Raw genomic sequence first — 24,266 nt, 5'->3', positions numbered from 1 at the left:
TTTATGATCTTTGAGCCATCGAAAATTGAAAAAGCAGAAATACTAAAAAAAGAAAGACTTTCGCCGGAAGAGAAAAAAAGAAAAGAAACGGAAGAAGAAATGAAGGACAAGGAAATGATTGAAATGGAAAGGGCTTTACAGGAGGGCCTAGTTTCTGTTCGCGATTTAATCGCTCCGGCGGCTATGCAAGTGACCCCTGATCATTTGATTTTAGGTAACAAATATGTTCGCACCCTTTTTGTCACTGCCTATCCCCGATATATTGCCATTGGTTGGTTTGCTCCAATTATCAATTTTAACGCGCCGATGGATATTGCTATGTTTTTTTACCCGGTACACGCCTCGATTATTTTAAAACAATTACAAAAAAGAGTCGGCATTCTCTATGCTGAAATTGAAATGGAAAGAGAAAAAGGCTTACCGCGCGATCCGATTAAAGAAACAGCTCTAAGGGATATTGAGAAATTGCGAGACGATTTAACTCAAGGAGTGGAACATTTCTTTCAATTTGCTTTATACGTCACTCTTTATGCCGATTCTTTAAAGGACTTGGATTTACTAACGGAAAAAATCGAGGGCATTTTCGGTTCAAAACTGGTTTATAGTAAAAGAGTTTTTTACCAAGCCGAACAAGGATTCAACTCGACCCTCCCATTAGGTAATGACGAGTTAATGATTGCTTTTAATATGCACTCTTCGCCCTGTGCCTCTTCTTTTCCTTTTATTTCCGCTGATGTTACCTCTGATCGTGGTATTCTTTACGGCATTAATCGTCATAATAATAGTTTAATTCTTTTTGATCGTTTTTCCTTAGAAAATTATAATTCAGTCATTTTTGCCACTTCAGGGGCAGGGAAAAGTTATTGTGTTAAATTAGAGGTTTTGCGTTCAATGATGATGGGTATTGATGTTATTATTATTGATCCGGAAAGAGAATATAAACATCTATCTGAAGCGGTAGGTGGTACCTACATTGATGTTTCCTTGGCTTCAGAGAGCAAAATTAATCCCTTTGATTTACCTCGACCAAAAAGAGGTGTAGAGTTAAAAGTCGCTGATATTATTCGCTCGGCCGTTGTTGTTTTAAAAGGTTTATTGAAAATTATGATCGGCGTACCCGGAGAGAAGGGACAAAAAATTTTCACCCCTGAGGAAGATTCTTTACTTGACCGGGCTTTATTAGAGACTTATGCCAAAAAAGATATTGTTCCGGGCTGCGATTTAAATAAAGTGGAAATGCCAACCCTTTCTGACCTTCAAGAGATTTTGGAAGGAATGGCTGGTGGCGAAAATCTAGCACAACGATTAAAAAAATATACCGAGGGCACCTTTGCTGGCCTTTTGAATCATCAAACCAATGTTGAGCTTGATAATCAATTGGTCGTTTTCTCTGTTCGTGATTTGGAAGACGAATTAAGGCCAATGGCTATTTATACCATTGTTAATTATATTTGGAACGTTGTCCGCTCAGAACTAAAAAAAAGGATTTTGGTTATTGATGAGGCTTGGTGGTTAATGCAACATGAAGATTCGGCCCGCTTTATCTTTTCTTTAGTCAAAAGATGTCGAAAATATTATCTAGGAGTGACGACTATTACGCAAGATGTTAATGATTTTCTTGTTTCTGACTACGGCCGAGCCATTGTCACCAATTCAGCCTTAAGAATTCTTTTCAAACAAACACCGGCGGCTATTGATATTGTTGCAAAAACTTTTATGTTAACAGAGGGAGAAAAATATTTACTTTTAGAATGTGGAGTGGGTGAGGGAATTTTCTTTGCCGGGGCTAGACATGCGGCTATGCAGGTTGTTGCTTCTTATACTGAAGACCAGCTTATTACTTCTGACCCACGTCAACTTTTAGAAATTGAGCAAGCAAAAAGAGAATATGCGGAAGGTTTAGAGACAGAGCCTTAAGTTAAAGATTGAAGGTTGCAGATTAAAAGGGTACAAAGGGAAATTAGAGAAAAGGTATATCATTTTAAAATAGCTCATGCCAAAAAGTATTTAACAGAAGCAAAATTAAAAAATATTTCTTGAGTAAATACAAAATTTTCAGTTTAATCTTAAACCTGAAATCTTTAAAATATTATGAAGAAAGTTATTATCATTATCGTTATCTTGATTGCTCTGGGTGGAATCTTGTTTTTTCTTTCGAGTCAGCGTCAAAGTCCAGCGACAAACATTCAACAACCAGCTTTTAATCAAGCGCCTCCTGTCACGAATCAAGAATTAATACTTAATCAAGAAATTACACCGTCCAGAGAATTAACCGAAGAGGAAAAATTAACTTTATTGAAAAATGAACTAAAATTGAAGGCGCGGAATTTTGTTGAAAGATATGGTTCTTTTTCTACCGATGTCAATTTCCAAAACTTAAAAGATTTAAAAAATGAAATGTCAGTGCGTCTCTGGCAAGAAACAGAAAATTACATTCGTCAGAAAGAGAGAGAAACAATTAAAGAGTTTTATGGAATTACAACAAAAGTTTTAAATGTTGAGGAAAAAAGTTTTTCTGAAAATCAAGCCGAATATCTCATTTCGACACAGAGAGAAGAAGTCAAAGACAACCAGCCAGCCAGGGTCTTTTATCAGACCCTAGAATTAAAAATAATTAAAGAAGGAGAAGAGTGGAAAGTCGACAGAGTTGTTTGGCAGTAGCTAAAATTTAAAATCCAAAATGAAGACCTCAAAATCTAATCCAAAATTCAAAATTAAATTTAACCTTACGCCCAACATTCTCTTTTTGCCCTTTGAGATTTAATTTTTCAATTATTTTTATGCCTAGCGGAGAAGAACAACAAGAAGAACAAGAAGAGGAAAAAGATTTGGCAAGAGAGTTAGCTGAAGAAAAAGCCAAAGAAGCCTTGAAAAAGGCTGTTGTTGAGCCAGCTAAAAAAGCAGTGAAAAAAGCCGCTGTCACGGCGGCGAAAAAGGTTTTTTTAGTCGTTGGTAAAGCTGTCGGGGCAGTTTTGATTAAAACCTTTCCTATTTGGGGACCGATTGTCTTAGGTATTTTAATCAGCGTCGCTATCTTAATAATTCTTTCGGGCGGCGGCGAAGAAGTTTGCCCTGAACTTGCTCAATTGAAAGAGCAAGATCCATCCGCCTTTCAAGAAATTAAGAAACAATATGATGAGGGAGGTCAAGATTTGGAAGTTATTTGTGGCTGGAAACCACCAGCTGCTCAACAAAAAACAGCTAAAGATATAGCTGGAGAAAAATCAAGATTAACGCCTAGACCAGGCACTGAAGCAGATATTAAAGCGGGAGCAGGTTTGCCTGGTCTTGAGGCGGAATAGACGCAAGATATGAAAAACTTTTTCCAAAACAAAAAAAACATTTTTCTGATTATTCTTCTACTTTCTACTTTCTATTTTCTATTTTCTAATTTACCCGTCCTTGCTCAAGCAGTTAAATTTCGATCACAAATTGGCATTCCACCAGAGTTTAAGGCAGGTAAAGAGTATCCTTTAGGCGAAAAAGAGGAAAAGGTTTCTCTTTTAGCCAAATATATTCGGAATTTTTATCAGTGGTCAGTTATTGCCATTGCCATTATGGCAGTGGTGATGATTATGATTTCTGGAATTCAATGGATTTTAGCGGCTGGTAATCCTCCAGCCATTCAAAAAGCACGCGAACAGATGATGTCAGCCATAATTGGTTTAGTTTTAATCCTTTTAGCTATTTCTCTACTAAACTTAATTAATCCGGCCTTGGTTAATTTGAGTACATTTAAAATACCAACGATTATCAGAAGCGAGATGAAAGGTTTTGGTGTTAACGTGAAAGTATTCGGTGGGAGGGGTTCAGAACAAAACATATTTATTCAAGGTCATGATAGTCAAGGTTCTTTAATTGTGGAGATTGTGCCAAAAGCAGGGGTGCATTTAGAGGAAATAAGTTGGGTATTAGGAGATGCTGATCCCAACGTTGACGGTAACCAGTGGGTTAAAATTACCCCTCCTTTACCTAATACAGCATGGTCTTCTAATTTTACAGTTTCAACAGATGAAAATGCTGATTGTAAACCTATTCAAGAATCGTCAGGATCTCCTACTCCGCCTGACGCTACCGCCACCAGTATGAGATGTATTAAACTTAGTACTGAAAAATTTATAAAAACAAAAAACAATAACGATCCATTTTATTTTCTTGGCGAGTATAAGGTTGAGGTTTATATTTATTCTAAGAAAACATATGAAACGGTTACTGCTTCTACTTCGATTAAGGTAGTTGAGGCAAATCAAGCCCCGCCCATTTGTTCTTGTACAATTACCGAGGGCAAATATGTAGCCTGTGAAACTTGTGTTACAGATAGCCAAAACAAGAATACAGGAGAATTATGTATGAGCACTTCCTCAACAGGAGGTCAGATAATTAAAAATTGTCAGATTTGTCCACCTCCAGTAGACCAATGTCCTTATTCAAGATGTTTAAAAGTAATGTACCCACAAGAAGAATATAGACCTTTCAACATTACTAATCCTATTTATAATAACAAAAAAGTTAATTGTTCGAACCCACCTCAAACCCCTAGCGGTTGTATTGAAAAATATGAATGTAGGTAATTAAATTTGTATGAAAAAATTTTTAATTATTCTCAGTTTTGTTCTAGTGGCAACAGGTATTGCTCTGGCCTTGTATTTTACTTTCTTTAAACCAGTGCCAGGGCCGCCAGTTGTTGAAACTCCGCCGCCAACCGAAGTACCGACCCGTTTGCCAGTTAGTCGCGAAGATTGGGAAAAGATGACTTATGATCAGAGAGAGAGATTAGGACTACCTTTGACCGAATGGCCAGAAGAAGTACCAACTGTAGTACCAACTCCGGAAGTACCGTCGGAAGTAGAAGAGATTTCTGAAGTGGCAAAAGGTGGGCCCACTTGGTTTTATCCGGTTTCTGAGGAAAAAGTTCAAGACGCGGAATTAGCCCGTGACGGCCAGTCAAGCCTTTATTACCAAAAAGAAACTGGTAAATTTTATGAAGTTGCCCCTGATGGGACAAAGAAACTTTTAACCGATCAAACCTTTCCGAACGCTGAGAAAATTACTTGGTCACCAGTTAAAGATAAAGCCATCATTGAATTTCCTGATGGTTTCAAAGTTATGTACGATTTTCAGAAGAAGAAACAAGTTACATTGCCCAAGGAGTGGTATGAATTTTCTTTTAGTCCGACCGGTCGAGAAATTGCCTTTAAAACTGATTCAAAATATCCAGAAGATCGTTGGTTGGCTGTGGCCAATCCTGATGGTACTGGCGGCAAAGCCATTGAACATATGGGCGAGAATCAAGATAAAGTTATTGTTTCTTATTCGCCAAATAATCAAGTCATTGCCTTTTCCGCCACCGGCAATCCACGTGGTGCTTTTGAACAAGAGATTTTATTAATCGGTAAATATGGAGAAAACTTTCCAGCTTTAATTGTGGACGGTCGTGGTTTTGAACCGCAGTGGTCTCCTCAAGGCAATAAAATTTTATACTCTGTTTATTCTGACGAAACAAATTATAATCCTACTCTTTATGTTGTTGGTGGTTCAGGTGATCAGATGGGTCGTGGAAAAATTAATTTAGGCCTGCAAACTTGGGCTCATAAATGTACCATTGATCAATCAGAAAATTTTGCTTATTGTGCAGTGCCGAGAAATTTACCACAGGGAGCAGGTTTGGTTCCAGAATTAGCCGCTAACGTCAAAGATGATTTTTATAAAATTGATTTACGGACCGGCCGAAGTACCTTTTTAGCTGAAGGCGCTTTTGGCGCTTATAATGTTTCAAAAGTTTTTCTTTCTTCTGATGAATCACTTCTTTATTTTGTTGATCAAGATTTAGGGAGATTGAGATACATTAGATTGAAATAAAAAATAAAAGAAAATAGATAAAAAATGCAGATAAAGAGTAAAAAAATTTTTATTTTAATATTCTTTTGGGTGGTTTTTTTTATTTTGGTACCAAAAGAGATTTTGGCTGTTTGTTGTTGTGCTGCTACCCGACCGGCCGATAGAGTGATTATTTGTTATGAGGTTGAAGATTGTGGTGGCTGTACTGCCTGGCGTAGTGAACACGGCTATACCAATTTAAAAATTAATCCAGGCAAAACCTGTCAAGAAACAAGCTATTGTCAGGCCGGCGGGGTTACTAAGCGATATATGGAGGGTGAGGCGCCACCGGTTAAAGAAACACCTCTAAAACCTCCAGAACTTCAAATTAATATTCCCGGCTTTCATGGTTTCACGACTGAAGAAGAGAAAATAAAAAAATGCGCTGAATGCAAAGATCCAGATGTTATGCCTGAAGACTGTCCACCAGAAAAATGCGCCCGCTGGGTCTATGAAATTCCCTGGATTGGTGAGTATTTAATTGCCATTTATAAATGGTCGGTTGGCGCCATTGCCATTTTGGCGGTAGTGATGATTATGATTCACGGTGTCCGTTGGTTGATTGCCGGCGGTGAAGCACCAAAAATTTCCGAAGCCAAAAAGGGTATTACCTATGCGGTCACTGGTTTGATATTTATCTTATTAACCCACCAGATTTTATCTTTAATTGACCCCCGCCTAACCATTTTTAAACCGATTACTATTGGGATGATTAAGAAAATTGAAGTTGATTATGAACCACCGCCAGCTAAGCCAGGCGAATTTGTTGAAGAAGAATTGTGGAAATTTTCTTCATTGACTGTTAAAAATCAAACTAGTGACGCTTCTGATGTTTTAACCAGCTTTATGAATTGTACGGGTAATAAAATTAAAACAAAATCAGGTGGGAAGAAAGCAACGATTACGAGCATTTCTGATACGGCCGGTATTTCAAATTGTCTGCCAGCTAATTATAAAAAACCACCCTGTAGTCACAGTCTAAATTCTTGCCATTATGGTGGTCGAAAGTGTTCGGGCAAATCTTATGCTTTAGATGTTTGGGCGCAAGGAGAAGTTTCGCCTGAAACTATTATCGAGGCTATTAAAGAATGCCAACCAAAAGCTTTTATCTGTTATACCCCCAAGACACCAGCTTGTTCAGGGCATTACAGTCACATTCATGTCAGTATAGGCAAAATAAATGGCTGTGATTGTAATTAGCTATAAATTTATGTCTAAATCCAAAACAATTTTCATCTGTTCAAAATGTGATTCTCAGTTTCCTAAGTGGTTTGGCCAATGTCCGGAATGTGGTGAATGGGGTGTACTTGAAGAGCGCGCAATCAAAAATCAAAAATCAAAAGGCAAAAATTTCGGTGAAGTAGGTGAAGTTATTGAATTTGAAAAAATAAAAACTGAAGATTGGCCAAGAATCAAGACAGAAATTGAAGAGTTAGATCGAGTTTTGGGTGGCGGCTTTGTTCCTGGCAGTGTCATTTTATTAGGTGGTGAGCCGGGTATTGGGAAATCCACCTTAGTTTTACAAATAGCCGAGCAAATTCAACCCCGAACCACGTTGGATTCAGGGTTGTCCGGTACCCTACGCGGTGCCAGTCAAAATTCAGTTTTATATATTTCAGGCGAAGAATCAGCTGAGCAGGTGAAAATGAGAATTGATCGTTTAGGTTTAAAAACAAAAAACTTGAAATTTTTAGGTGAAACAAATATTGAAACAATTTGTGCGACGATAGAAAAAGAAAAGCCAGTTTTAGCTATTATTGATTCAATCCAAACAATGTTTTCTCCGCTGATTAATTCTGAGGCAGGTAGTATTAGCCAGGTGAGAACTTCAACGGCCAAACTTTTAGAAGTGGCAAAAAAAAATAAAATTTCGATTTTAATAACCGCCCATGTCACTAAAGAGGGGATTATTGCTGGGCCAAAAACCCTAGAGCATTTAGTTGATACAGTCTGTTATTTGGAGGGCGATCCCTATCATCAATTTCGTCTATTAAGAGCAGCAAAAAATCGTTTTGGTTCAACTAACGAAGTCGGTGTTTTTGAGATGAGAGAAGAAGGATTGGTTGAAGTTAAAAATCCCTCCGTTGCCTTTTTATCACAAAGAGAAGAAAAGAATCCCGGTTCAGTTATTGCTGCCATTTTGGCCGGCGGTCGTTCTTTTTTAGTTGAGGTCCAGGCTTTAGTAGCAAAAACCTCTTTTGGTTATCCACAAAGAAGAACAATTGGTCTGGATTTTAATCGAACCCAACTCTTAATTGCTGTTTTGTCGCGTCGATTAGGTTTACCTTTGGGCAATTATGATATTCATTTAAATGTTGTTGGTGGTCTGAAAGTTGAAGAACCGGCTGTTGATTTGGCTGTTTGTTTAGCCATTATTTCTGCTTATAAAAACAAAGCCATTGATTCAGACTTGGCTGTTTTTGGTGAAGTTGGTTTAGGCGGAGAAATTCGGCAGGTTTTTCAGGAAGAAAAAAGAATTAGGGAAGCAGAAAAGTTAGAATTTAAAAAAATTATCAAACCAGTTTCAAAATTAAAAATTAAAAGTCAAAAATTAAAAATAATTGAAGTAAGAAATTTATCAGAAGTATTAGATCTCTTTTAGTCAATCCTCAATTACCAAAAATCTTCCAATCTCTCGCGTCTTACAATCTATAACGATCGTTATAAAAATTAAGACGGGGAGTTTTATTCTAAATGAACAATTTGGGTCATCTCTTTGATTTTTTTCTGAAGAAGAGGGAATTTCTTTAATTCAGGATCAAAAGAGAGAATTTTCGCCGATGCCTCTCGAGCTTCTTTAACAATTTCTGTCTCAGAAAGTTTGGCAATTTTTAGAATTGCTAAATAGCCAGACTGTTCTTTACCAAAAATTTCTCCCGGTCCTCTCATTTCTAAATCTTTTTCAGCCAATTCAAAGCCATTTTTGGCATCAAGAAGAGCTTTGAGTCTTTGATGAGATTTTTCGGAATAACTTTCTGAGAAAAGAAAACAGTAAGATTGATGTTCGGCTCGACCGACCCGACCTTTAAGTTGCCAAAGCTGAGCCAGACCAAATCTTTCTGCCCCTTCAATGATCATTATTGAAGCATTAGGTACATCAATGCCTACTTCAACGACGCTGGTAGAAATTAAAATTTTAATTTTATTTTTTATAAAGTTCCTCATCGTTCTTTCTTTTTCCGCAGCAGACATTTTGCCATGAAGGATAGCTAATTTTAACTCCGGAAAAACTTCTTTTTTTAATCTTTCATACTCCTGTTTGACTGATTTAACACCTAACTTGTCAGAAGGATCGATTAATGGACAAATAACAAAAGCCTGACGACCTATTTTTATTTCTTGCCGAATAAATTCATAGGTTTCTTTTTTTTCTTCTGGTTTGACAATTTTAATCTCGACTCTCTTGCGGCCAGGGGGCATTTCTTCAATCATTGATAAATCTAAATCGCCGTATAAAGTTAAAGCTAATGAACGAGGAATGGGTGTGGCCGTCATCGAGAGAAAATGTGGCAAAACCTTTTGGCGTGTGAGCTTGGCTCTTTGTTCAACACCAAAACGATGTTGTTCATCGACAATAATTAGACCTAATTTTTTAAAAGTCACACCTTCTTGAAGAAGGGCGTGGGTACCAATAGTGAGATCTATTTCCCCCTTTTTAATTTTTTCCAAAAGTTCATCTTTTTTTATTTTTTTTCTTTTATTTTTTATTTTCATTTCTGTTTTTCCCCGCGTTAAAAGCCCAATTTTTATTGGCCAATTTTTGAAAAGTTCTGAAATATTAGCAAAATGTTGAGAGGCTAAAATTTCTGTTGGTGCTAAATAAGCAACCTGATAATTATTTAAAATGACATTTAAAATGGCTATCGTCGCGACTACAGTTTTACCTGAACCAACATCGCCCTCAAGTAATCGATTCATAGGCGTAGATTTTCCTAAATCTTTTAAAATTTCCCAAGCAGATTTTTTTTGAGATTGAGTTAAGATAAAAGGTAATGTTTTAATAAACTCTTTTATCTCTTCAAGTTTTATGGTCATTTTTAGTCCCTTTTGTTTTTTCAATTTTTCTCTCATCATCTGAGCTTGAAGCTGAATTAAAAATAATTCATCGAATTTTAAACGATGTTTTGCTTTAGCGAGTAAATTTTCACTGGCAGGAAAATGAATTTGCTCTAAAGCCAGCGGTAAAGACATTAATTGATAATCTCTTTTTATTTCATCGGGCAAAAAGTCTTGAATTTGATCAACTAAAGGCAAAACTTGTTTCATTAAAAAACGAATTTGTTTTTGTGAGAGGCCCTCAGTGGTAGGATAGATAGGGACCAATCTGCCTAAATGAATTAGACCTTCTTTTTTAGGAAATTCATAAGAAGGCGAAATAAGTTGCAAGCCAAACGATTCATCATAATCAATTTTCCCTGCCAAAAAAACTTCTTGACCGGGTTTTAAAATCTTAATTAAAAATGGCTGGTTAAACCAGACCACTTTTATTGAGTCAGTTGAATCAGAAACAAGTGCTTCAGTTAAAACCATTCTTTTTTTTGGCGTTTGACGATTTTTAATGGTTTTGATTTTTGCCTGGATAGTGCCAGAACCTTTGGCCTTTAACTCGGCAATGGAAAGAATTTTACTCCAATCTTCATAACGAAAAGGGAAATGGTAAAATATATCTTCTACCCTTTTTAAGCCAAGTTTTTCTAACCTTTTAACAGCTAATTTGCCAATTTTTGGAATCTGAGAAATTGGGCTTTTAAGATCCATATTAAATTTGTTATTTATTCTAAAAAAAATTTGACTTTTTGTCAAAAAAATGATAGATTAACAATAATAGATAGATGATAAGGAAGGATGGCCGAGTGGTCTAAGGCAAGAGTTTGCTAAACTCTCGAGGGGGTAAAAACTCCTCGCGTGGGTTCGAATCCCACTCCTTCCGCTTTTAAATCTATGAATCTTTCCCAAATCTTGGTGCAAGAAAAGCAATCTTTGAAAGACTTTTTTGATCCTGAATTTTCGTTTCCTCCTCTCCATCTTTCTCAAGAGGATTTTGAAAAATTTGATCGCCTTGGCTTTGACCTTCACTTTTTGCCCAAAATAAAACTGACGCAAGAAGAAAATTTTTTTGGTTGGCAGGAAAAACCCTCGCCAATTTTTTACCAATTAATTGAAAAAGAAAGATTACCTAAAAGTGCTGATCAGTTGTTTGGTCAGTGGATTTTTATAGAAAGAAGAGATAAACCAAAGAAAAGTTGTTTTTGGTTAACAAAAAATGATTTATCAACAAAAATTTTAAAATTATTTAAAATTGATCTCAAAAAATGTTGTCAAAAAATAACTAGACAAAAATATCCCGATGATTTTTTGGAAGAAATTTTAAAAAAGAACGGCTTTTCTTCTCGCTTTACCCTTTCCTGGCAAGAGATAGAAGAAATTTTAAAACCAGAAATTAGTCTTTTTCTAAAAATTCCACCGGCGAAAATAAGACTTCCGAGATTTATCGAGTGGAATTTTTTAGCTAATTATTTTTATCCCCAATGGGGGAAAACTGAAACCTGGGAATGGTTTGCTGATCGATTGACTACTGGTGAATGTCTTTCCGGAGGTAGTAATTCCTTAAGCATCTGTGGTTGGGATCCGCCAGATTACTGGAGTACAATTTTAGGCTTTAGACTTTTAATTGAAATATAAACTTACTACGAAGAGTAAAAATAAATGGAAGAAAAATTTTTAAATCTTGCCCAGACAATTTCTCAGGACCAAGTTTATGATTTTTTTGGCGGCATCGATTTGGAAAAAATTTTTACGAGGAAAAGTTATCCAGTTTGGGCCTTTACCAATGAGAGTTTAGAAGAAATTGGTCATTTAACTTCTTTTAAAAATAAAGAGATTATTTCTATTTTAGGTAGCGGTGATCAATTAATTTATTTTTTAACCAAAGGAGCCAAATTAGTCATTGGTGTAGATCATCGTCCGCTAGCTTGTCTTTGGGTCGAATTTAAAATTTCAGCTTTGAAAAACCTTTCTTTTAAAGAATTTAAAGAAATTTTTTTTGAAGCAAAAAAAGAAAATTCAAAAATTTATTTCGAAAAAATTAGAAGCAGTCTTTCCTCTTTAGCCAAAAAATTTTTTGATTACCTTTTTGAAGGCTTGCCAAGAAATATTTTCTCTACTTTAAAAAAATCTAAGTTTTTTTATGGCGAAAGTTGGTTTTTTCTCAAAAAGAAAGATTGGTTACCCTATTTGATAAATCAAAAAGAATTTTCAAAAGTTAAAAAAAGAATCAATAATTTTTTTCTTTTTAACACTGATTTCGAAAAAGCTCTGAAAATTTTTAGAAGAAGATTTGATTTGATCTATACCTCTAATATTTTTGATAGTAAAAAATATTGCCAAGATAGCGAAAGAACCATAATCTTAATTGATCTAAATTTAAAAGAAAAAGGAGAGATTTTAATGACAGCTCAGGAAAATCCAATAAAAATAGTTTCCCTTTTAGAAAAAATGAGTTATAATTTAGAAATAAAAAAACCAAAGAGAAGGTTCTTTGAATTCTTTTATAAAACCTTTCCCTATTATTATCTTTTAGCCAAAAGGTGGGGTGGCTGAGTGGACTAAAGCGGCAGTCTTGAAAACTGTTGTACCTGAAAAGGTACCGTGGGTTCGAATCCCACCCCCACCGCTTTAAACAACTTTGATAAAACTATGCCTAAAAAAGAAACTTTAAAATCTTTAGGTAAAGGAGAATACGGAGAAATTTGGGCCCAATGGTCATTTCCAGAGAAACCACAATATCAACGAAAAACTGGCTGGTGGATTTTTATGGTTCTCCTTAGTTTAGGACTGATTATTTGGGCTTTTAAAGAGCATAATTTTCTCTTTATCATGCTGGTCGTGATTGTGGCTTTAATTGTTATTTTTGAAACAAAAAGATCCTCTCTTCAGGTCGAATGTCAAATTACTCAGGATGGTTTAAAGTTGGGTTCAAGTTTTTATGAATGGTCAAAAATAAAAAAATTCTGGCTTATTTTTAAACCACCAGAAGTCAAAAGATTGTATTTTCAATTAAAAACTTTTCCTTTCCAACTTTCCCTCCCCTTAGAAAAACAAAATCCAATCAAAATTAGAAAAATTCTTTTAAAATATGTCCTTGAAGATTTGTCAAAAGAAGATGAAAGTCTGGCTGACTTCTTGAGTCGAAGTTTAAAAATTTAAAATTAAAAATTTTTATTCTGCCTCCATAGTTTAATGGATAAAATGCGGGTTTGCGGAACCCGAGAGTGCAGGTTCGATTCCTGCTGGAGGCAATTAACCTTTGGTTATTGTTAGTCCCCAAACTTCTTTAGCGCCAGCTCTTTTTAAAACTTTAGCCGCTTCACTTAAAGTTGCTCCGGTCGTCACAACATCATCAATCAAAAAGATTATTTTTTCCTCGATCACTTTTCTATCTTTGACGGCAAAAACATTTTGAACATTTAAAAAACGCTTTTTCCCCTCGAGTTCAGTTTGGGAAATGGTATTTTTCACTCTGATTAAAAGATCATCTCTGAATTCTAAATCAAATTCTCGGGCAATTTCTTGGCCAATTAATCCGGCTTGATTAAATCCGCGTTCAAGAAATTTTTTTCGATGAAGCGGAATTGGTAAGACTAAAGATTGAGAACTTGATTGTGAAAAATTCGAGAAAAAATGAGAACTTCTCAGACATTTTATTAAAAGCCCGCTGAGTGGCTGAACGAGTTCTTTTAGATATTCATATTTTAAAGCTTTTATTGCCTCTCTGATCAAATTAATTTGATGAGAACAAGCAGAGATTAAACCAGTTAAATAAAATTTTCTTTGACATTTTTCACAGCTTCGACCCCAAAAAGAAAGTTGACCGCAAAAATAGCAAGAAAATTTATCTGTTAAAGGGATTTTTTCTAAACAATTTTGGCAAAGGTAAAAACCTTCGCTGCGACAACCAAAACAGATCTTCGGGAAAATTAAATCAAGGCAAAAATTAGTAATTTTAATAATTTTTTCTTTTAACTTTGTCATTCTTTTCAAATTTTATCTTTTTGATAAAATAAGACAACAGCCAAAAGAAAAGTCTGCTATTCTTAGACTATGGGAATTTTTTCTAAAAAAACAAGCTTTCTCGGTGTTGATTTGGGTTCAACGAGTATCAAGGTAGTTGAACTGAAAAAAGAAAAAGGCGTGCCAACCTTAGTTACTTATGGTTATCTCGAAAAAGCTGGTGGCGATATTATTCGAGGTAAACCAAAAGAAGTTCAAGCAAAAACCGCTGAAATGTTAAAAAAAATCTGTCAACGGGCCGGCGTGACTACTGATCAGGCAGTGACGGCCTTACCTAATTTCTCAGTTTTTTCTTCGATTATCACCCTGCCCATCTTACCACCAAAAGATTTAAAAGAAGCTATTTTCTGGAAAGCAAAGAAAATCCTTCCTCTACCCCTTGAAGAATTAAGCCTAGAATGGAAAATCTTAGAAAAAGTGATTGTTGAAAAAAAAGAACCAACAGAAAATGGTGGGTTGGCATCAACAAAAAAGAAAGAAAATTACCGAATTCTTATTGTTGCCGCTTCAAAAAATTTAGTTAATCAATATATTGAAATTTTCCGTCAAGCAAACTTTCAATTAAAGGGCTTGGAAACCGAAGCCTTTGCCCTTTCCCGTGCTCTTATTGGTAAAGATCCGGGCACGACAATGATTATTGATACGAGCGCCGTTTCTACTGATATTATTATTGTTGAAAAAATGATCCCTGTTTTTAATCGAAGCATTGATATTGGCGGCGTTGTTTTAACGAAAACTATTGCCCAAAGTCTAAACATTAGTTTTGAACGAGCTGAGCAATTCAAAAGGGATTTTGGCCTGAGTCGGAGAGCACCGATTCCTTCTTTAATTGAAAAAACGATCAGACCAGTGATTGACGAAATTCGTTATTCGACTAATCTTTTTCATAGTCAAACTGGCAAAGAGATTGAAAAAATTATCCTTTCCGGCGGTTCGTCTTTCTTGAAAAATTTTCCCGATTATCTTTCACAGGAATTAGGAATGAAGGTTTTGGTCAGCAATCCATGGAAGAGAGTGGCTTATCCTCAAGAACTTGAACCGGCTTTGAACGAAATTGCTCCTCGTTTCGCCGTCGCTATCGGCCTTGCCTTACGAGAAATAATATAAAACCTAAATTTTAAATATGAACAATAATTATATTAATCTTTTACCAGGGGAAAAAAGAAGTAGGGAAATAAAAAAAGAAGAGAGAAGAGAAAAGGTAACTTATCTTATAACTAAAGAGAAGGAACCGGAAGAAAAAAAGAAGAATTCCTTTCAAGAAAAGCAGACCCAGAGAATTGAAAAGAAAGAAAAAGGGAGACTTTTCTCTTTCTTGAGAAATGTTTTTCGTTCTCAATTTTCTTCTAAAAGTCATTCCCAGAAAGAAGGGCAAAAAACTACTACTGAGTTAAAAACAGTTTCTCAACCAGAAATGCCGACCAGTCCAGAAATTAGCCTAATGCCAGAGAAGGTTTTAATTACTCAGAAATTGGTCAGACAAAAAATCATCCAACTATTGATTTTTGTCTTTTTAACTATCGTCATTGTCGTTTCATTATATTTTTTCACCAACTCTTTACTTCATAAAAAAATTAATGAGACTCAATCACTACGAGAAGAATTAAGTTTAATTGAAGAGAAAAACCTTCGTTTTCAAGATTTACTAAACGAGATTAAAAACTATGAAGAAAGAGTTGCTTTAGCGGAAAAATTATTAAAAACTCATCCCCGTTGGACTAATTTTTTAGCTTTTCTAGAGAAATATACTTTACCTGAAATTTCTTATCAAAATCTTTCCGCTGATCTGAGCGGTAAAATAACCCTGCCAGCAGTGGCTAAAGACCTTTCTTCTATGCTTAAACAATTAATCATTTTTCAATCAGCCGATGAATATGTTGAAGAGGTTAAGTTTTCTGGTTTTACCTTTTTAGCACCAGAAGAAGAAAAAAAAGAAAGTGGGCCTCAAATTTCTTTTCAAATTCACTTAATACTCAAAGATAAAGTTTTTTATCCCTCGCCATGAAAAAAATTCATTATTATTTGGTCACTTACTTTAAAATTCTTACCCCGCTTTTATGTCTGGTAATTTTTCTCATTGGTTTTTTCTTATTTATTCATCCAGGCATTAAAAAAATATTTTCCAACGATCTTGATTCCAAGGTTTTGGAGAAGAAACTTTTATCTGAAAAAGATAAATTTAATCGATTGACAAACTTAAAGGAAAATTTTGAAAAAATTGATTTCGCTGCTCTTCAGAAAATTAAAAAAATTATTCCCGACAACGATGAACTATTAAACTTTATTATTTTCTTAGAAAATTTAGTTCGAGAAAACAATTTTTCTATCCCTGGTCTTAACTTTTCGCTTAGCAAAACCTCTGATCATTCTTTATCATCTATTCAAACCAACCTTACTCTGAGTGGCGGTAATTATCAATCTTTTAAAAACCTTTTGAAGATTTTCGAGAAGAATTTAAGAATTATTGATATTGATTCAGTTAGTCTTTCTCCGGTAACGGCCACCTATTCAATATCTCTTAAGACCTACTTTTTACCCACCGCAGAAAAGAAATTTGTTTCTGAATTTCCAGATCTAAAAAAAATTTCTAATTTTATTCAAAGTAATCAATTTCTCACCTTAGAAGAAAGAAGAGAATTAATTATCCCGATTGAAAACATTCAAATTGGTCGACCAAATCCATTTTTACCATTTTAAAATTTTAAAAATAAAATTTTTATGGCCGAAAAAAATCAAGCTGAATTGCTCAAAATTTTATTTCAACAGGGGAAAATTACTCAAGAAAAATTCCAAATGATTATTGAACAGGCCAAGAAATACCATTTAAATCCAGATGAATTTATTGAGACAAATGGAATGGTGGCAGAAGACGATATTATCCAGGCAAAGAGTCGGCTTTTTAACCTGCCGGCTATCAACTTAAGAGGCAGAATGATTGAAAAAAGGGTTCTTAATCTCTTACCGAGACAACTGGCAGAAAATTATAAAATGGTTGTTTTTGATCAAGAAAATAATCGCATTAAAGTAGCCCTTATTTCGCCCACCGATTTTAAGGCTCAGGAGGCGATCAAGTTTTTTGCCAGAGAAAAAGGATTGGAGCCGGTTTTTTATGTCACCACTATTTCGTCTTTAAACAGTGCTCTTGAACAATACAGTGAATTAACCAGTGAAATAGAAGAGGTTATTGGCACAGCGCGGCTTAAATTTGAGCCAATGATTAAAGCTGGTAAAAGTTTAGTTGATATCGGCCTCGACGAGGTAACCAAGGTCACTCCAATCGCTAAACTTGTTTCAACTATTCTTAAGTATGCTGTTGATACGCGGGCCTCGGATATTCATATTGAACCTTTAAAAGATAGAACAGTAATTCGTTATCGGATCGATGGTATCTTAAAAGAAAAAATTAGCCTGCCCAGTTATCTTCATTCAGCCATTGTTTCAAGAATTAAAGTTATGGCTAATTTAAAAATAGATGAAACTCGACTTCCTCAAGACGGGAGAATTAGAGTTGAAGTGGCAGGTCGGGAAATTGATTTAAGAATTTCTACTCTTCCACTTCTCAATCAAGAAAAAATAGTGATAAGAATTCTTGATCCTTCACAGAGAATCTTCTCACTCGAAGAATTGGGTTTTTGGGGTAAAGGACTGGAAATTATCAAAAATAATATTTATCGACCTCATGGTATGTTTTTGGTTACTGGTCCAACTGGTTGTGGTAAGACAACCACTCTTTACGCCTTAATTAATATCCTTAATAAACCTGAAGTTAATATCGTTACCCTTGAAGACCCGGTGGAATATTTTATTCCCCATGTTAACCAATCACAGATTAACCCAGCTGTTGGTTATACCTTCGCTTCAGGCTTGAGATCAATTTTAAGACAAGATCCTAATATTATCATGGTTGGTGAAATTAGGGATAACGAAACAGCTGAATTAGCCATTCACGCTGCTTTAACTGGTCATATTGTTCTTTCAACCCTTCATACTAATGATGCCTTCGGAGCTATTCCTCGGTTGATTGACATGAAAGTTGAACCATTTCTTCTTGCTTCTACCCTAAATGTTGTTATTTCCCAAAGATTAGTCAGAAAAATTTGTGAAAACTGCAAGGTTGTTATTGAGGCGCCACCAGCTTTGCAAAAAGAAATTGTTAATCTTCTCTCACCGTTGGCAGATAAATCGCCAGAAGTTAAAGAGTTGATCAGTAAGAAAATTAATATTTATAAAGGTAAGGGTTGTTTTCAATGCAATCAAGAAGGTTATAAGGGCAGAAGTGCTATTTTTGAGGTCTTGGAAGTGAATGATAAAATAAAAGAAATTATTGTGAGTAATCGTCAGATTAGTAATATAAAAAAAGAATTTGAAAATCAAAATACACCCTATATCTATCAAGATGGCTGGCTAAAAGTCTTAAAAGGTATTACCACCCCTGAAGAGGTGATTAAGGCGACACGAGAGTAGCGATTTTATTTAGTAATAGTCTTAACTTGATTGATCAATTGATCCGAACAATCCGAATAAAATTTAACAGATATTCGGATTATTTGAAATTTCAAATAATTTTATCATGATTTTTGAATATAAAATTAAATTAGAAGACGAAAGTATTGTTCAAGGCGAGATTGAAGGTCCAGATGAAGCATTGATTGTTGAAACCCTTTCTCGACAAGGGACAATTATTTCTTTAAGAAAAAAAAGAAAAAAAATTTTTCAAGAAAAATTTTTTCGAACAAAAATAAAACATAAAGATTTAATTGTCTTTACCCGACAGTTAGCGATTATGCTTTCGGCTAACTTTCCTTTGGTTAGGGCTCTTGAAACCCTTCTCAGTCAAACTACCAATCAAAATCTTAAAGAGGTAGTCAATGAAATTGTTAATGATACTAAAGGAGGGACAAAGCTTTCTACTTCTCTCTCAAAATTTCCTCAATTTTTTAGCCCCTTTTTTATTAATATGGTGAAAAGTGGTGAAACAGTTGGTAAACTTGATGAAGTTTTAAATTATTTAGCCGACGAACAAGAAAAAGATTACGAATTTAGAAGTAAAATTAAAGGTGCCTTAATTTATCCTTTGTTTATTATTACTCTTGTCATCATTGTTATGATCGTCATGATGACATTTATTATTCCGCAACTTTCCACTGTTTTTTTAGAAACAGGCGCTCAATTGCCTCTATCAACCAGAGTTTTGATTAATCTTAGTAATTTTATGGTTCGTTATTGGTGGCTTATTTTTAGTCTTTTTGGCGGTGCATTTTTTCTTTTTACGAAAATTACTAAAAAAGGAAAAGGAAAGAAATTTTTGGACAGAATACAAATTAAAATACCAATTATTGGTGAGCTTTTCCAAAAAATATATCTTATTCAATTTTCTCGAAGTTTTTCTACCTTAATTAGTGGCGGCGTCACCCTGCCCGAAGCTTTAAAAATTGTTGGCGAAGTGATGCCAAACAGTATTTATAAAGAAATTATTGAGGCTACCTTGAAAGAGGTTAATGAAGGACGATCGATCGCTACCATTTTTTCTCAGCGTAAAGAAGTCCCACCTATCTTATCTCAGATGTTAGTTGTTGGTGAACAGGCTGGTCAAATTGAGATGGTTTTAAATAAAATTGCCAATTTCTACACACGGGAAGTAGAAATCTTAATTTCTCGACTGACAAATTTAATTGAACCCTTAATCATCATGCTTTTAGGCCTAGGCGTTGCCTTTATTGTCTCTGGTATTATTTTACCTATTTACAATTTAGCCAGCGGTGGTTTTTAACTAAAAATAAAATGATTCATCAAGAAAAAACTAAAAATTTGATTAAAGAATTTATTATTGAATTTTTGAAGATTTTAATTATTTCTTTAGTTATTGTTCTGCCGATTAGATCTTTTTTGATTCAACCTTTTTATGTTAAAGGTGCTTCTATGGAGCCAAGCTTTCATGATTATGAATATTTAATCATTGACGAAATAACCTTTCGTTTTCGCCAACCTCAACGTGGAGAAATTATCGTCTTTCACCCTCCTCATAACGATCGAGATTATTATATTAAAAGAGTTATTGGTTTGCCTGGTGAGAGAATTCTGATTAAAAATGGAGAGATTTTTATTTACAACAAAACCTTTCCTCAAGGAATAATTTTAGACGAAAGCAGTTATCTTGAAGCCGGTGTTACTACTCCTGGTCAAGTTGACTTGCTTTTAGGATCAGAGGAATACTTCGTTTTAGGCGACAATCGCCATTCGAGTTTAGACTCTCGAAGTTTCGGACCAGTGGCAGGAAAGAAAATTATTGGTCGAGTCTGGCTCAGGGGTTGGCCGCTGACAAAAATTGGCAAATTTGAAATTCCTTTATATAACTTTTAAAGATATGACAAAAAAGATAAAGAGAAAAGTTTCCAAAAAGCAAAAAAAGAAAATTCTTTCCAAACCAAAAAAAGAAAAATTTATTCCCCAACTTCTTCGAGGTATGAAAGATATCTTACCCGAAGAGCAAAAGTATTGGGATTATCTTTTAGAGAAATTAGAAAAACTATCAAAAATCTATGGCTTTGAAAAGATTGAAACACCGATTTTAGAAGAAACAACGCTTTTTCAACGAAGCATCGGTTTAACGACTGATATTGTTGAAAAAGAGATGTTTTCTTTTATTGACAAAGGAGGACGATCAATTGCCCTCCGGCCAGAAGGAACGGCTGGTGTTGCTCGAGCTTATCTTGAACACGGATTGAGTAATTTGCCTCAGCCGGTTAAACTTTTTTATTTTGGTCCAATGTTTCGTTATGAAAAACCACAAGAAGGTCGACAAAGAGAATTTCATCAATTCGGCCTTGAAGTCTTTGGTGCTTCTCATCATATTGTTGAGGCACAAATTCTTCTTTTGAGTTGGAATTTTTTTCGAGAAATAAAATTAGAAACTGAATTGCAAATTAATAGTCTTGGTTGTTTAGAATGTCGAAAAGAATATCAAAAAAGGCTTTTTGAATTTTTCCGCTATAAAAGAAAACTTCTCTGCTCGATTTGTCAAATTCGATTAGAAAAAAATCCTTTAAGAATTTTTGATTGCAAAGAAAAAAAATGTCAAGAAATTACTAGCCAGCTACCTCATTTAATTGATTCACTTTGTGAAAATTGTAAAAATCATTTTATTAAAGTTTTAGAATACCTTGATGAACTAGAAATTCCTTACAATCTAAATCCATATTTAGTCAGAGGACTTGATTATTATACAAAAACCGTTTTTGAATTTTGGCCACAAAGAGTTGATCTTTCTCAAGAAGAGAGAGCAAAACTTGCTTTAGCCGCTGGCGGTCGTTATGATGGATTAATTAAACTTTTAGGTGGAAAAGAGACACCAGCTTGTGGCATTGCATTCGGCTTAGAAAGAATAATTGAAGAAATGAAAATTCAAAATCTTCATTTGCCCAAAGAAAAAAAGCCACAAATCTTCTTGGCTCAGATTGGTGAAACGGCTAAGAAAAAATCTTTAAGGATTTTTGAACGACTTCGCCAAGAAGGATTTTTAGTGAAAGAAGCTTTAGCTAAGGATAGTCTAAAAGCTCAACTGGAAATGGCGAATAAATTAGGTGTCAAGCTGGCCTTAATTTTTGGTCAAGAGGAAGTTGTACATAAAACAATTATTATTAGAAATATGCAGACCGGTGTTCAAGAAATCGTTGATTTAGAAAAGATTATCATGGAAATTAAAAAAAGGCTTTAACTTATGATTAAGGTAGCAATTTATACTTTAGGTTGTCGATTAAATTTTGCCGAAACAGAAGAGTTAATAGAAAAATTTCAAAAAAGAGGATATCAAATTTCATGGCAGAAACCACAGATCTGTTTAATTAGAGGATGTAGTGTCACACAGAAAGCCGAGAAAGAAACGAGACAAAAAATTAGAGAAGTAAAAAGGAAATTCAAAAATAGTTTTGTCATTGCCAGTGGTTGTTTAGTTGACAATTTTTTTCTCCCCGAAGCAAATCTTATTTTGCCCAAAAAAAAGGAAAAAAACCTCTTTTCTTTCCTTCCCTTGTCAAGTTATCAACTTCCCTCTGATAGTCATTCTATTACCCAACTCGTTAGATTAAGAACTCGTTTTTTCTTAAAAATTCAGGATGGCTGTCAAAAATTTTGTTCTTATTGTTTAGTTCCTTATTTAAGAGGTAAAGAAACCTCTCTTTCTTCAAAGAGAATTATTGCAAAGATCAAAGAAAAAGAAAGACAGGGTTTTCAAGAAATTGTTTTGACCGGCGTCAATTTAAGTAGCTGGCAAGAAAAGTCAAGAGCAAAGGATCTAAAAAAATTGATAGAAGAAATTTTAAGCCAAACTTCTATTCCAAGAATTAGCCTTTCCTCTCTTTGGCCAGACAAAATCGATGACAAATTTATTTCTCTCTTTCAAAACCCTCGCCTTTGTTCCCATCTTCATCTTTCCTTGCAGTCTCTTTCTGATCGTCTGTTAAAAAAAATGGGTCGTTCTTATCAGGTAAAGGCAATAAAAAACAAAATAAAAAAAATTAAGAAAAAATTTCCTCATTTAACTTTAACGGCCGATATCATTGTTGGTTTTCCTGGTGAAACAGAAAGAGAATTTCAAGAAACAAAGAAAAACCTTCAAGAACTGGCTTTGGCCAAGATCCACGTTTTTCGCTATTCAGCTCGAGTAGGGACCAAAGCTTCTTTGATCGAAAATCAGGTTGAAGAAAAAATAAAAAAAAGAAGAGCTAAAATTCTTCTTTCTCTTTCAAGAAGACTCGAAGAAAAATGGAAAAAAAATTTTTTAGGCCAAAGTCGTCCAGTTTTGTTTGAACAAAAAAAGAGAGGGTTTTGGCAAGGCTTGACTGATAATTATCTAAAAGTCTTTGTTAAAACTCAAAAAAATCTGGCGAATCAAATTATTCCTGTCAAATTAGAAAGATTATATAAAGATGGAATAAAGGGAAAATTAATAAAAGAATAGTTAATAGTTTTTAGTTATTAGTTTTGGTTTTTTAGTTACTAGTTTCAACTAACAACCAATGAACTAAAGCTAAAAACTAATAACCAATAACAAAATTTATGGAATGCATTTTTTGTCAAATTGTTCAAAAAAAAGTTCCCGCCCAGATTGTTTATGAAGATGAAGAGATTTTGGCCTTTAAAGATATTCAGCCCAAAGCAAAAATTCATCTTTTAATTATTCCCAAAAAACACTTTGTTTCTTTAAATGAAATAGGCGAAAAAGAAAAAGAACTTTTAAGTCGGCTTCTTTGGCAAGCAAAAATTTTGGCTCGAGAATTTAAAATTTCTACTATCGGTTATAAAATTATCATTAATTCGGGCAGGGAAGCCGGTCAAATGATTGACCATCTTCATCTTCATTTTTTAAGTGGCGAAGAGTTAAAAAATTTTACTATTTAATTATTGAAAAATTCTATAGTTTTGCTATCATTTTGTTAACTAAATCTAATTCCATTTAAACTTCTATGGTCGAAGTCAAGCGTAAATCTAATGAACCAATAAGTGCCATGTTAAGGCGCTTTACTGAAATTTTAAAAAAAGAAAAAAAATTAGAGCGAGCTAAAGAAATAAGATTTAAGCAGAAACCAAAGAGTAAGGAAAGAATAAAAAAGGAAGCACTTTTAAGAAAGGCCAGACAGGCACAAAGAGAATATTTCAAGAAGTTAGGTATTTTAAAATGAACCTTTTAGAAAAAATCAACAAAGATTACCAAGAATCATTATTAAAAAAAGAGACTAAAAAAATCCCCACCCTTAAACTTCTTCGGGCAGCAATTCAGAATTTAACCATTGAATTGAGAGCGAGGAAAAAAGAATTAAAAGAAGAAGAAATTATTCAGGCTTTACAGCGAGAAATTAAAAAGAGAAAAGAGGCAATCGTTCTTTATGAACGGGGTGGGCGACCCGATTTAGTTTTAAAAGAAAAAGAAGAGATAGAAATCTTATCAGCCTATCTACCTCCGGCATTGTCTGAGTCGGAAATCAAAAAAATTATTCAACAAAAAATTAAGGAATTATCACCGGAAAAAAATTTTGGTAAAATAATGAAAGAGGTAATGAAAGAAGTGGCTGGCCGGGTTGAAGGAACAAAAGTAGCTGCTTTAGTTAAGGAAGAATTAAATCAATCAGAATAATAATTCCTAACAAAAAGAAAATGAAAAAGAGAAAATTGATTATTCTATTTTCTATCTTCTACTTTCTATTTTCTATTCCTTTGATTGCCCAAAGCCAGGAGGTTGATAATCAACTGGCTAATTTTATTCAAAACACGCCGCTCGTTAACGCGCCACTAGTTAATATTGTTTTCAATGTCATTCGTTATCT

General features: G+C 34.4%; 23 protein-coding genes and 3 tRNA genes. 24 read left to right on the top strand and 2 right to left on the bottom strand.

The genetic code is table 11. The features are described 5' to 3' along the window. Positions 1–3: 3 nt before the first annotated feature. The 7 genes from N2259_02940 (at position 4) to radA (ending at position 8,479) form a co-directional block, all read left to right on the top strand. Positions 4–1,917, top strand: coding sequence for a DUF87 domain-containing protein (locus N2259_02940; GenBank protein ID MCX7779168.1), 1,914 nt, complete (start codon positions 4–6; stop codon positions 1,915–1,917). 174 nt (positions 1,918–2,091) lie between these two features. Next, a complete protein-coding gene (locus tag N2259_02935) occupies positions 2,092–2,661 on the top strand; it encodes a hypothetical protein (protein MCX7779167.1) in 570 nt (189 codons plus the stop codon). Positions 2,662–2,780: 119 nt separating this feature from the next. Then, positions 2,781–3,302, top strand: a complete 522-nt coding sequence (locus tag N2259_02930) for a hypothetical protein (protein ID MCX7779166.1) — start codon at positions 2,781–2,783, stop codon at positions 3,300–3,302. Positions 3,303–3,311: 9 nt separating this feature from the next. Then, positions 3,312–4,571 (top strand): pilin, encoded by a 1,260-nt coding sequence (locus N2259_02925; protein MCX7779165.1) that lies wholly within the window; start codon positions 3,312–3,314, stop codon positions 4,569–4,571. Positions 4,572–4,581: 10 nt separating this feature from the next. Further along, positions 4,582–5,859, top strand: coding sequence for a hypothetical protein (locus N2259_02920; protein ID MCX7779164.1), 1,278 nt, complete (start codon positions 4,582–4,584; stop codon positions 5,857–5,859). A gap of 84 nt (positions 5,860–5,943) precedes the next feature. Next, positions 5,944–7,077, top strand: a complete 1,134-nt coding sequence (locus tag N2259_02915) for a pilin (GenBank protein MCX7779163.1) — start codon at positions 5,944–5,946, stop codon at positions 7,075–7,077. A 10-nt stretch (positions 7,078–7,087) separates the two neighbouring features. Then, complete coding sequence (gene radA / locus N2259_02910) at positions 7,088–8,479, top strand: DNA repair protein RadA (GenBank protein ID MCX7779162.1); 1,392 nt, start codon at positions 7,088–7,090, stop codon at positions 8,477–8,479. A gap of 83 nt (positions 8,480–8,562) precedes the next feature. Here the strand turns inward: radA and recG are convergent, their stop codons facing one another. Then, a complete protein-coding gene (gene recG, locus N2259_02905; protein ID MCX7779161.1) occupies positions 8,563–10,635 on the bottom strand; it encodes an ATP-dependent DNA helicase RecG in 2,073 nt (690 codons plus the stop codon). 81 nt (positions 10,636–10,716) lie between these two features. Between recG and N2259_02900 the strand changes: the two genes are divergently transcribed. The 6 genes from N2259_02900 (at position 10,717) to N2259_02875 (ending at position 13,175) form a co-directional block, all read left to right on the top strand. Then, positions 10,717–10,807, top strand: a tRNA-Ser gene (locus N2259_02900). 11 nt (positions 10,808–10,818) lie between these two features. Further along, the gene (locus N2259_02895) at positions 10,819–11,559 is read left to right on the top strand and encodes a hypothetical protein (protein ID MCX7779160.1); all 741 of its coding nucleotides are present in this window, start codon (positions 10,819–10,821) and stop codon (positions 11,557–11,559) included. A gap of 24 nt (positions 11,560–11,583) precedes the next feature. After that, a complete protein-coding gene (locus N2259_02890) occupies positions 11,584–12,477 on the top strand; it encodes a DUF3419 family protein (protein ID MCX7779159.1) in 894 nt (297 codons plus the stop codon). Continuing rightward, positions 12,464–12,550 (top strand) — tRNA-Ser (locus tag N2259_02885). The genes N2259_02890 and N2259_02885 overlap by 14 nt, the downstream gene beginning before the upstream one ends. A 23-nt stretch (positions 12,551–12,573) precedes the next feature. After that, positions 12,574–13,083: a hypothetical protein gene (locus N2259_02880; GenBank protein MCX7779158.1), complete on the top strand. Its 510-nt coding sequence runs from the start codon at positions 12,574–12,576 to the stop codon at positions 13,081–13,083. Between the two features lie 19 nt (positions 13,084–13,102). Next, positions 13,103–13,175 (top strand) — tRNA-Arg (locus N2259_02875). A gap of 1 nt (position 13,176) precedes the next feature. Here the strand turns inward: N2259_02875 and N2259_02870 are convergent. Further along, entirely contained in the window at positions 13,177–13,908 is a 732-nt protein-coding gene (locus N2259_02870; protein MCX7779157.1) for a ComF family protein, read from the bottom strand. Positions 13,909–13,977: 69 nt separating this feature from the next. Between N2259_02870 and pilM the strand changes: the two genes are divergently transcribed. From pilM to N2259_02815, 11 genes are all read left to right on the top strand, one after another. Further along, the gene (gene pilM / locus N2259_02865; GenBank protein MCX7779156.1) at positions 13,978–15,054 is read left to right on the top strand and encodes a type IV pilus assembly protein PilM; all 1,077 of its coding nucleotides are present in this window, start codon (positions 13,978–13,980) and stop codon (positions 15,052–15,054) included. Between the two features lie 16 nt (positions 15,055–15,070). After that, positions 15,071–15,952 carry a hypothetical protein gene (locus N2259_02860; protein ID MCX7779155.1) on the top strand — a complete coding sequence of 294 codons (882 nt, stop codon included), beginning with the start codon at positions 15,071–15,073 and terminating at the stop codon, positions 15,950–15,952. After that, entirely contained in the window at positions 15,949–16,644 is a 696-nt protein-coding gene (locus N2259_02855; protein ID MCX7779154.1) for a hypothetical protein, read from the top strand. The genes N2259_02860 and N2259_02855 overlap by 4 nt, the downstream gene beginning before the upstream one ends. A 21-nt stretch (positions 16,645–16,665) precedes the next feature. Beyond that, positions 16,666–18,411 (top strand): GspE/PulE family protein, encoded by a 1,746-nt coding sequence (locus N2259_02850; GenBank protein MCX7779153.1) that lies wholly within the window; start codon positions 16,666–16,668, stop codon positions 18,409–18,411. A gap of 106 nt (positions 18,412–18,517) precedes the next feature. Beyond that, the gene (locus N2259_02845) at positions 18,518–19,717 is read left to right on the top strand and encodes a type II secretion system F family protein (protein MCX7779152.1); all 1,200 of its coding nucleotides are present in this window, start codon (positions 18,518–18,520) and stop codon (positions 19,715–19,717) included. A gap of 11 nt (positions 19,718–19,728) precedes the next feature. Continuing rightward, positions 19,729–20,307 (top strand): signal peptidase I, encoded by a 579-nt coding sequence (gene lepB, locus N2259_02840; GenBank protein MCX7779151.1) that lies wholly within the window; start codon positions 19,729–19,731, stop codon positions 20,305–20,307. Positions 20,308–20,311: 4 nt separating this feature from the next. Beyond that, positions 20,312–21,661, top strand: a complete 1,350-nt coding sequence (hisS, locus tag N2259_02835) for a histidine--tRNA ligase (GenBank protein ID MCX7779150.1) — start codon at positions 20,312–20,314, stop codon at positions 21,659–21,661. A 3-nt stretch (positions 21,662–21,664) separates the two neighbouring features. After that, positions 21,665–22,903 carry a tRNA (N(6)-L-threonylcarbamoyladenosine(37)-C(2))-methylthiotransferase MtaB gene (gene mtaB / locus N2259_02830; protein MCX7779149.1) on the top strand — a complete coding sequence of 413 codons (1,239 nt, stop codon included), beginning with the start codon at positions 21,665–21,667 and terminating at the stop codon, positions 22,901–22,903. Positions 22,904–23,001: 98 nt separating this feature from the next. Then, positions 23,002–23,343, top strand: a complete 342-nt coding sequence (locus tag N2259_02825; protein MCX7779148.1) for a histidine triad nucleotide-binding protein — start codon at positions 23,002–23,004, stop codon at positions 23,341–23,343. Between the two features lie 65 nt (positions 23,344–23,408). Next, a complete protein-coding gene (locus tag N2259_02820) occupies positions 23,409–23,624 on the top strand; it encodes a hypothetical protein (GenBank protein ID MCX7779147.1) in 216 nt (71 codons plus the stop codon). Then, positions 23,621–24,076, top strand: a complete 456-nt coding sequence (locus tag N2259_02815; GenBank protein MCX7779146.1) for a GatB/YqeY domain-containing protein — start codon at positions 23,621–23,623, stop codon at positions 24,074–24,076. The genes N2259_02820 and N2259_02815 overlap by 4 nt, the downstream gene beginning before the upstream one ends. Positions 24,077–24,266: the final 190 nt, after the last annotated feature.

This window comes from Patescibacteria group bacterium, assembly GCA_026417895.1.
GTDB lineage: Bacteria > Patescibacteriota > Patescibacteriia > UBA2591 > CALHIP01 > CALHIP01.
The sequence above is the reverse complement of the archived record's forward strand: the minus strand, read 5'-3'. Positions and strand labels throughout refer to the sequence as shown.

Coding starts and splice junctions, on each gene's coding strand:
- radA (MCX7779162.1), top strand. CDS start 7,088: ATGTCTAAATCCAAAACAATTTTCATCTGTTCAAAATGTGATTCTCAG.
- N2259_02860 (MCX7779155.1), top strand. CDS start 15,071: ATGAACAATAATTATATTAATCTTTTACCAGGGGAAAAAAGAAGTAGG.
- N2259_02825 (MCX7779148.1), top strand. CDS start 23,002: ATGGAATGCATTTTTTGTCAAATTGTTCAAAAAAAAGTTCCCGCCCAG.
- recG (MCX7779161.1), bottom strand. CDS start 10,635: ATGGATCTTAAAAGCCCAATTTCTCAGATTCCAAAAATTGGCAAATTA.
- pilM (MCX7779156.1), top strand. CDS start 13,978: ATGGGAATTTTTTCTAAAAAAACAAGCTTTCTCGGTGTTGATTTGGGT.
- N2259_02870 (MCX7779157.1), bottom strand. CDS start 13,908: ATGACAAAGTTAAAAGAAAAAATTATTAAAATTACTAATTTTTGCCTT.
- N2259_02940 (MCX7779168.1), top strand. CDS start 4: ATGATCTTTGAGCCATCGAAAATTGAAAAAGCAGAAATACTAAAAAAA.
- lepB (MCX7779151.1), top strand. CDS start 19,729: ATGATTCATCAAGAAAAAACTAAAAATTTGATTAAAGAATTTATTATT.
- N2259_02895 (MCX7779160.1), top strand. CDS start 10,819: ATGAATCTTTCCCAAATCTTGGTGCAAGAAAAGCAATCTTTGAAAGAC.
- N2259_02880 (MCX7779158.1), top strand. CDS start 12,574: ATGCCTAAAAAAGAAACTTTAAAATCTTTAGGTAAAGGAGAATACGGA.
- N2259_02855 (MCX7779154.1), top strand. CDS start 15,949: ATGAAAAAAATTCATTATTATTTGGTCACTTACTTTAAAATTCTTACC.
- N2259_02820 (MCX7779147.1), top strand. CDS start 23,409: ATGGTCGAAGTCAAGCGTAAATCTAATGAACCAATAAGTGCCATGTTA.
- N2259_02845 (MCX7779152.1), top strand. CDS start 18,518: ATGATTTTTGAATATAAAATTAAATTAGAAGACGAAAGTATTGTTCAA.
- N2259_02890 (MCX7779159.1), top strand. CDS start 11,584: ATGGAAGAAAAATTTTTAAATCTTGCCCAGACAATTTCTCAGGACCAA.
- N2259_02930 (MCX7779166.1), top strand. CDS start 2,781: ATGCCTAGCGGAGAAGAACAACAAGAAGAACAAGAAGAGGAAAAAGAT.
- N2259_02850 (MCX7779153.1), top strand. CDS start 16,666: ATGGCCGAAAAAAATCAAGCTGAATTGCTCAAAATTTTATTTCAACAG.
- N2259_02920 (MCX7779164.1), top strand. CDS start 4,582: ATGAAAAAATTTTTAATTATTCTCAGTTTTGTTCTAGTGGCAACAGGT.
- N2259_02935 (MCX7779167.1), top strand. CDS start 2,092: ATGAAGAAAGTTATTATCATTATCGTTATCTTGATTGCTCTGGGTGGA.
- mtaB (MCX7779149.1), top strand. CDS start 21,665: ATGATTAAGGTAGCAATTTATACTTTAGGTTGTCGATTAAATTTTGCC.
- N2259_02925 (MCX7779165.1), top strand. CDS start 3,312: ATGAAAAACTTTTTCCAAAACAAAAAAAACATTTTTCTGATTATTCTT.
- hisS (MCX7779150.1), top strand. CDS start 20,312: ATGACAAAAAAGATAAAGAGAAAAGTTTCCAAAAAGCAAAAAAAGAAA.
- N2259_02815 (MCX7779146.1), top strand. CDS start 23,621: ATGAACCTTTTAGAAAAAATCAACAAAGATTACCAAGAATCATTATTA.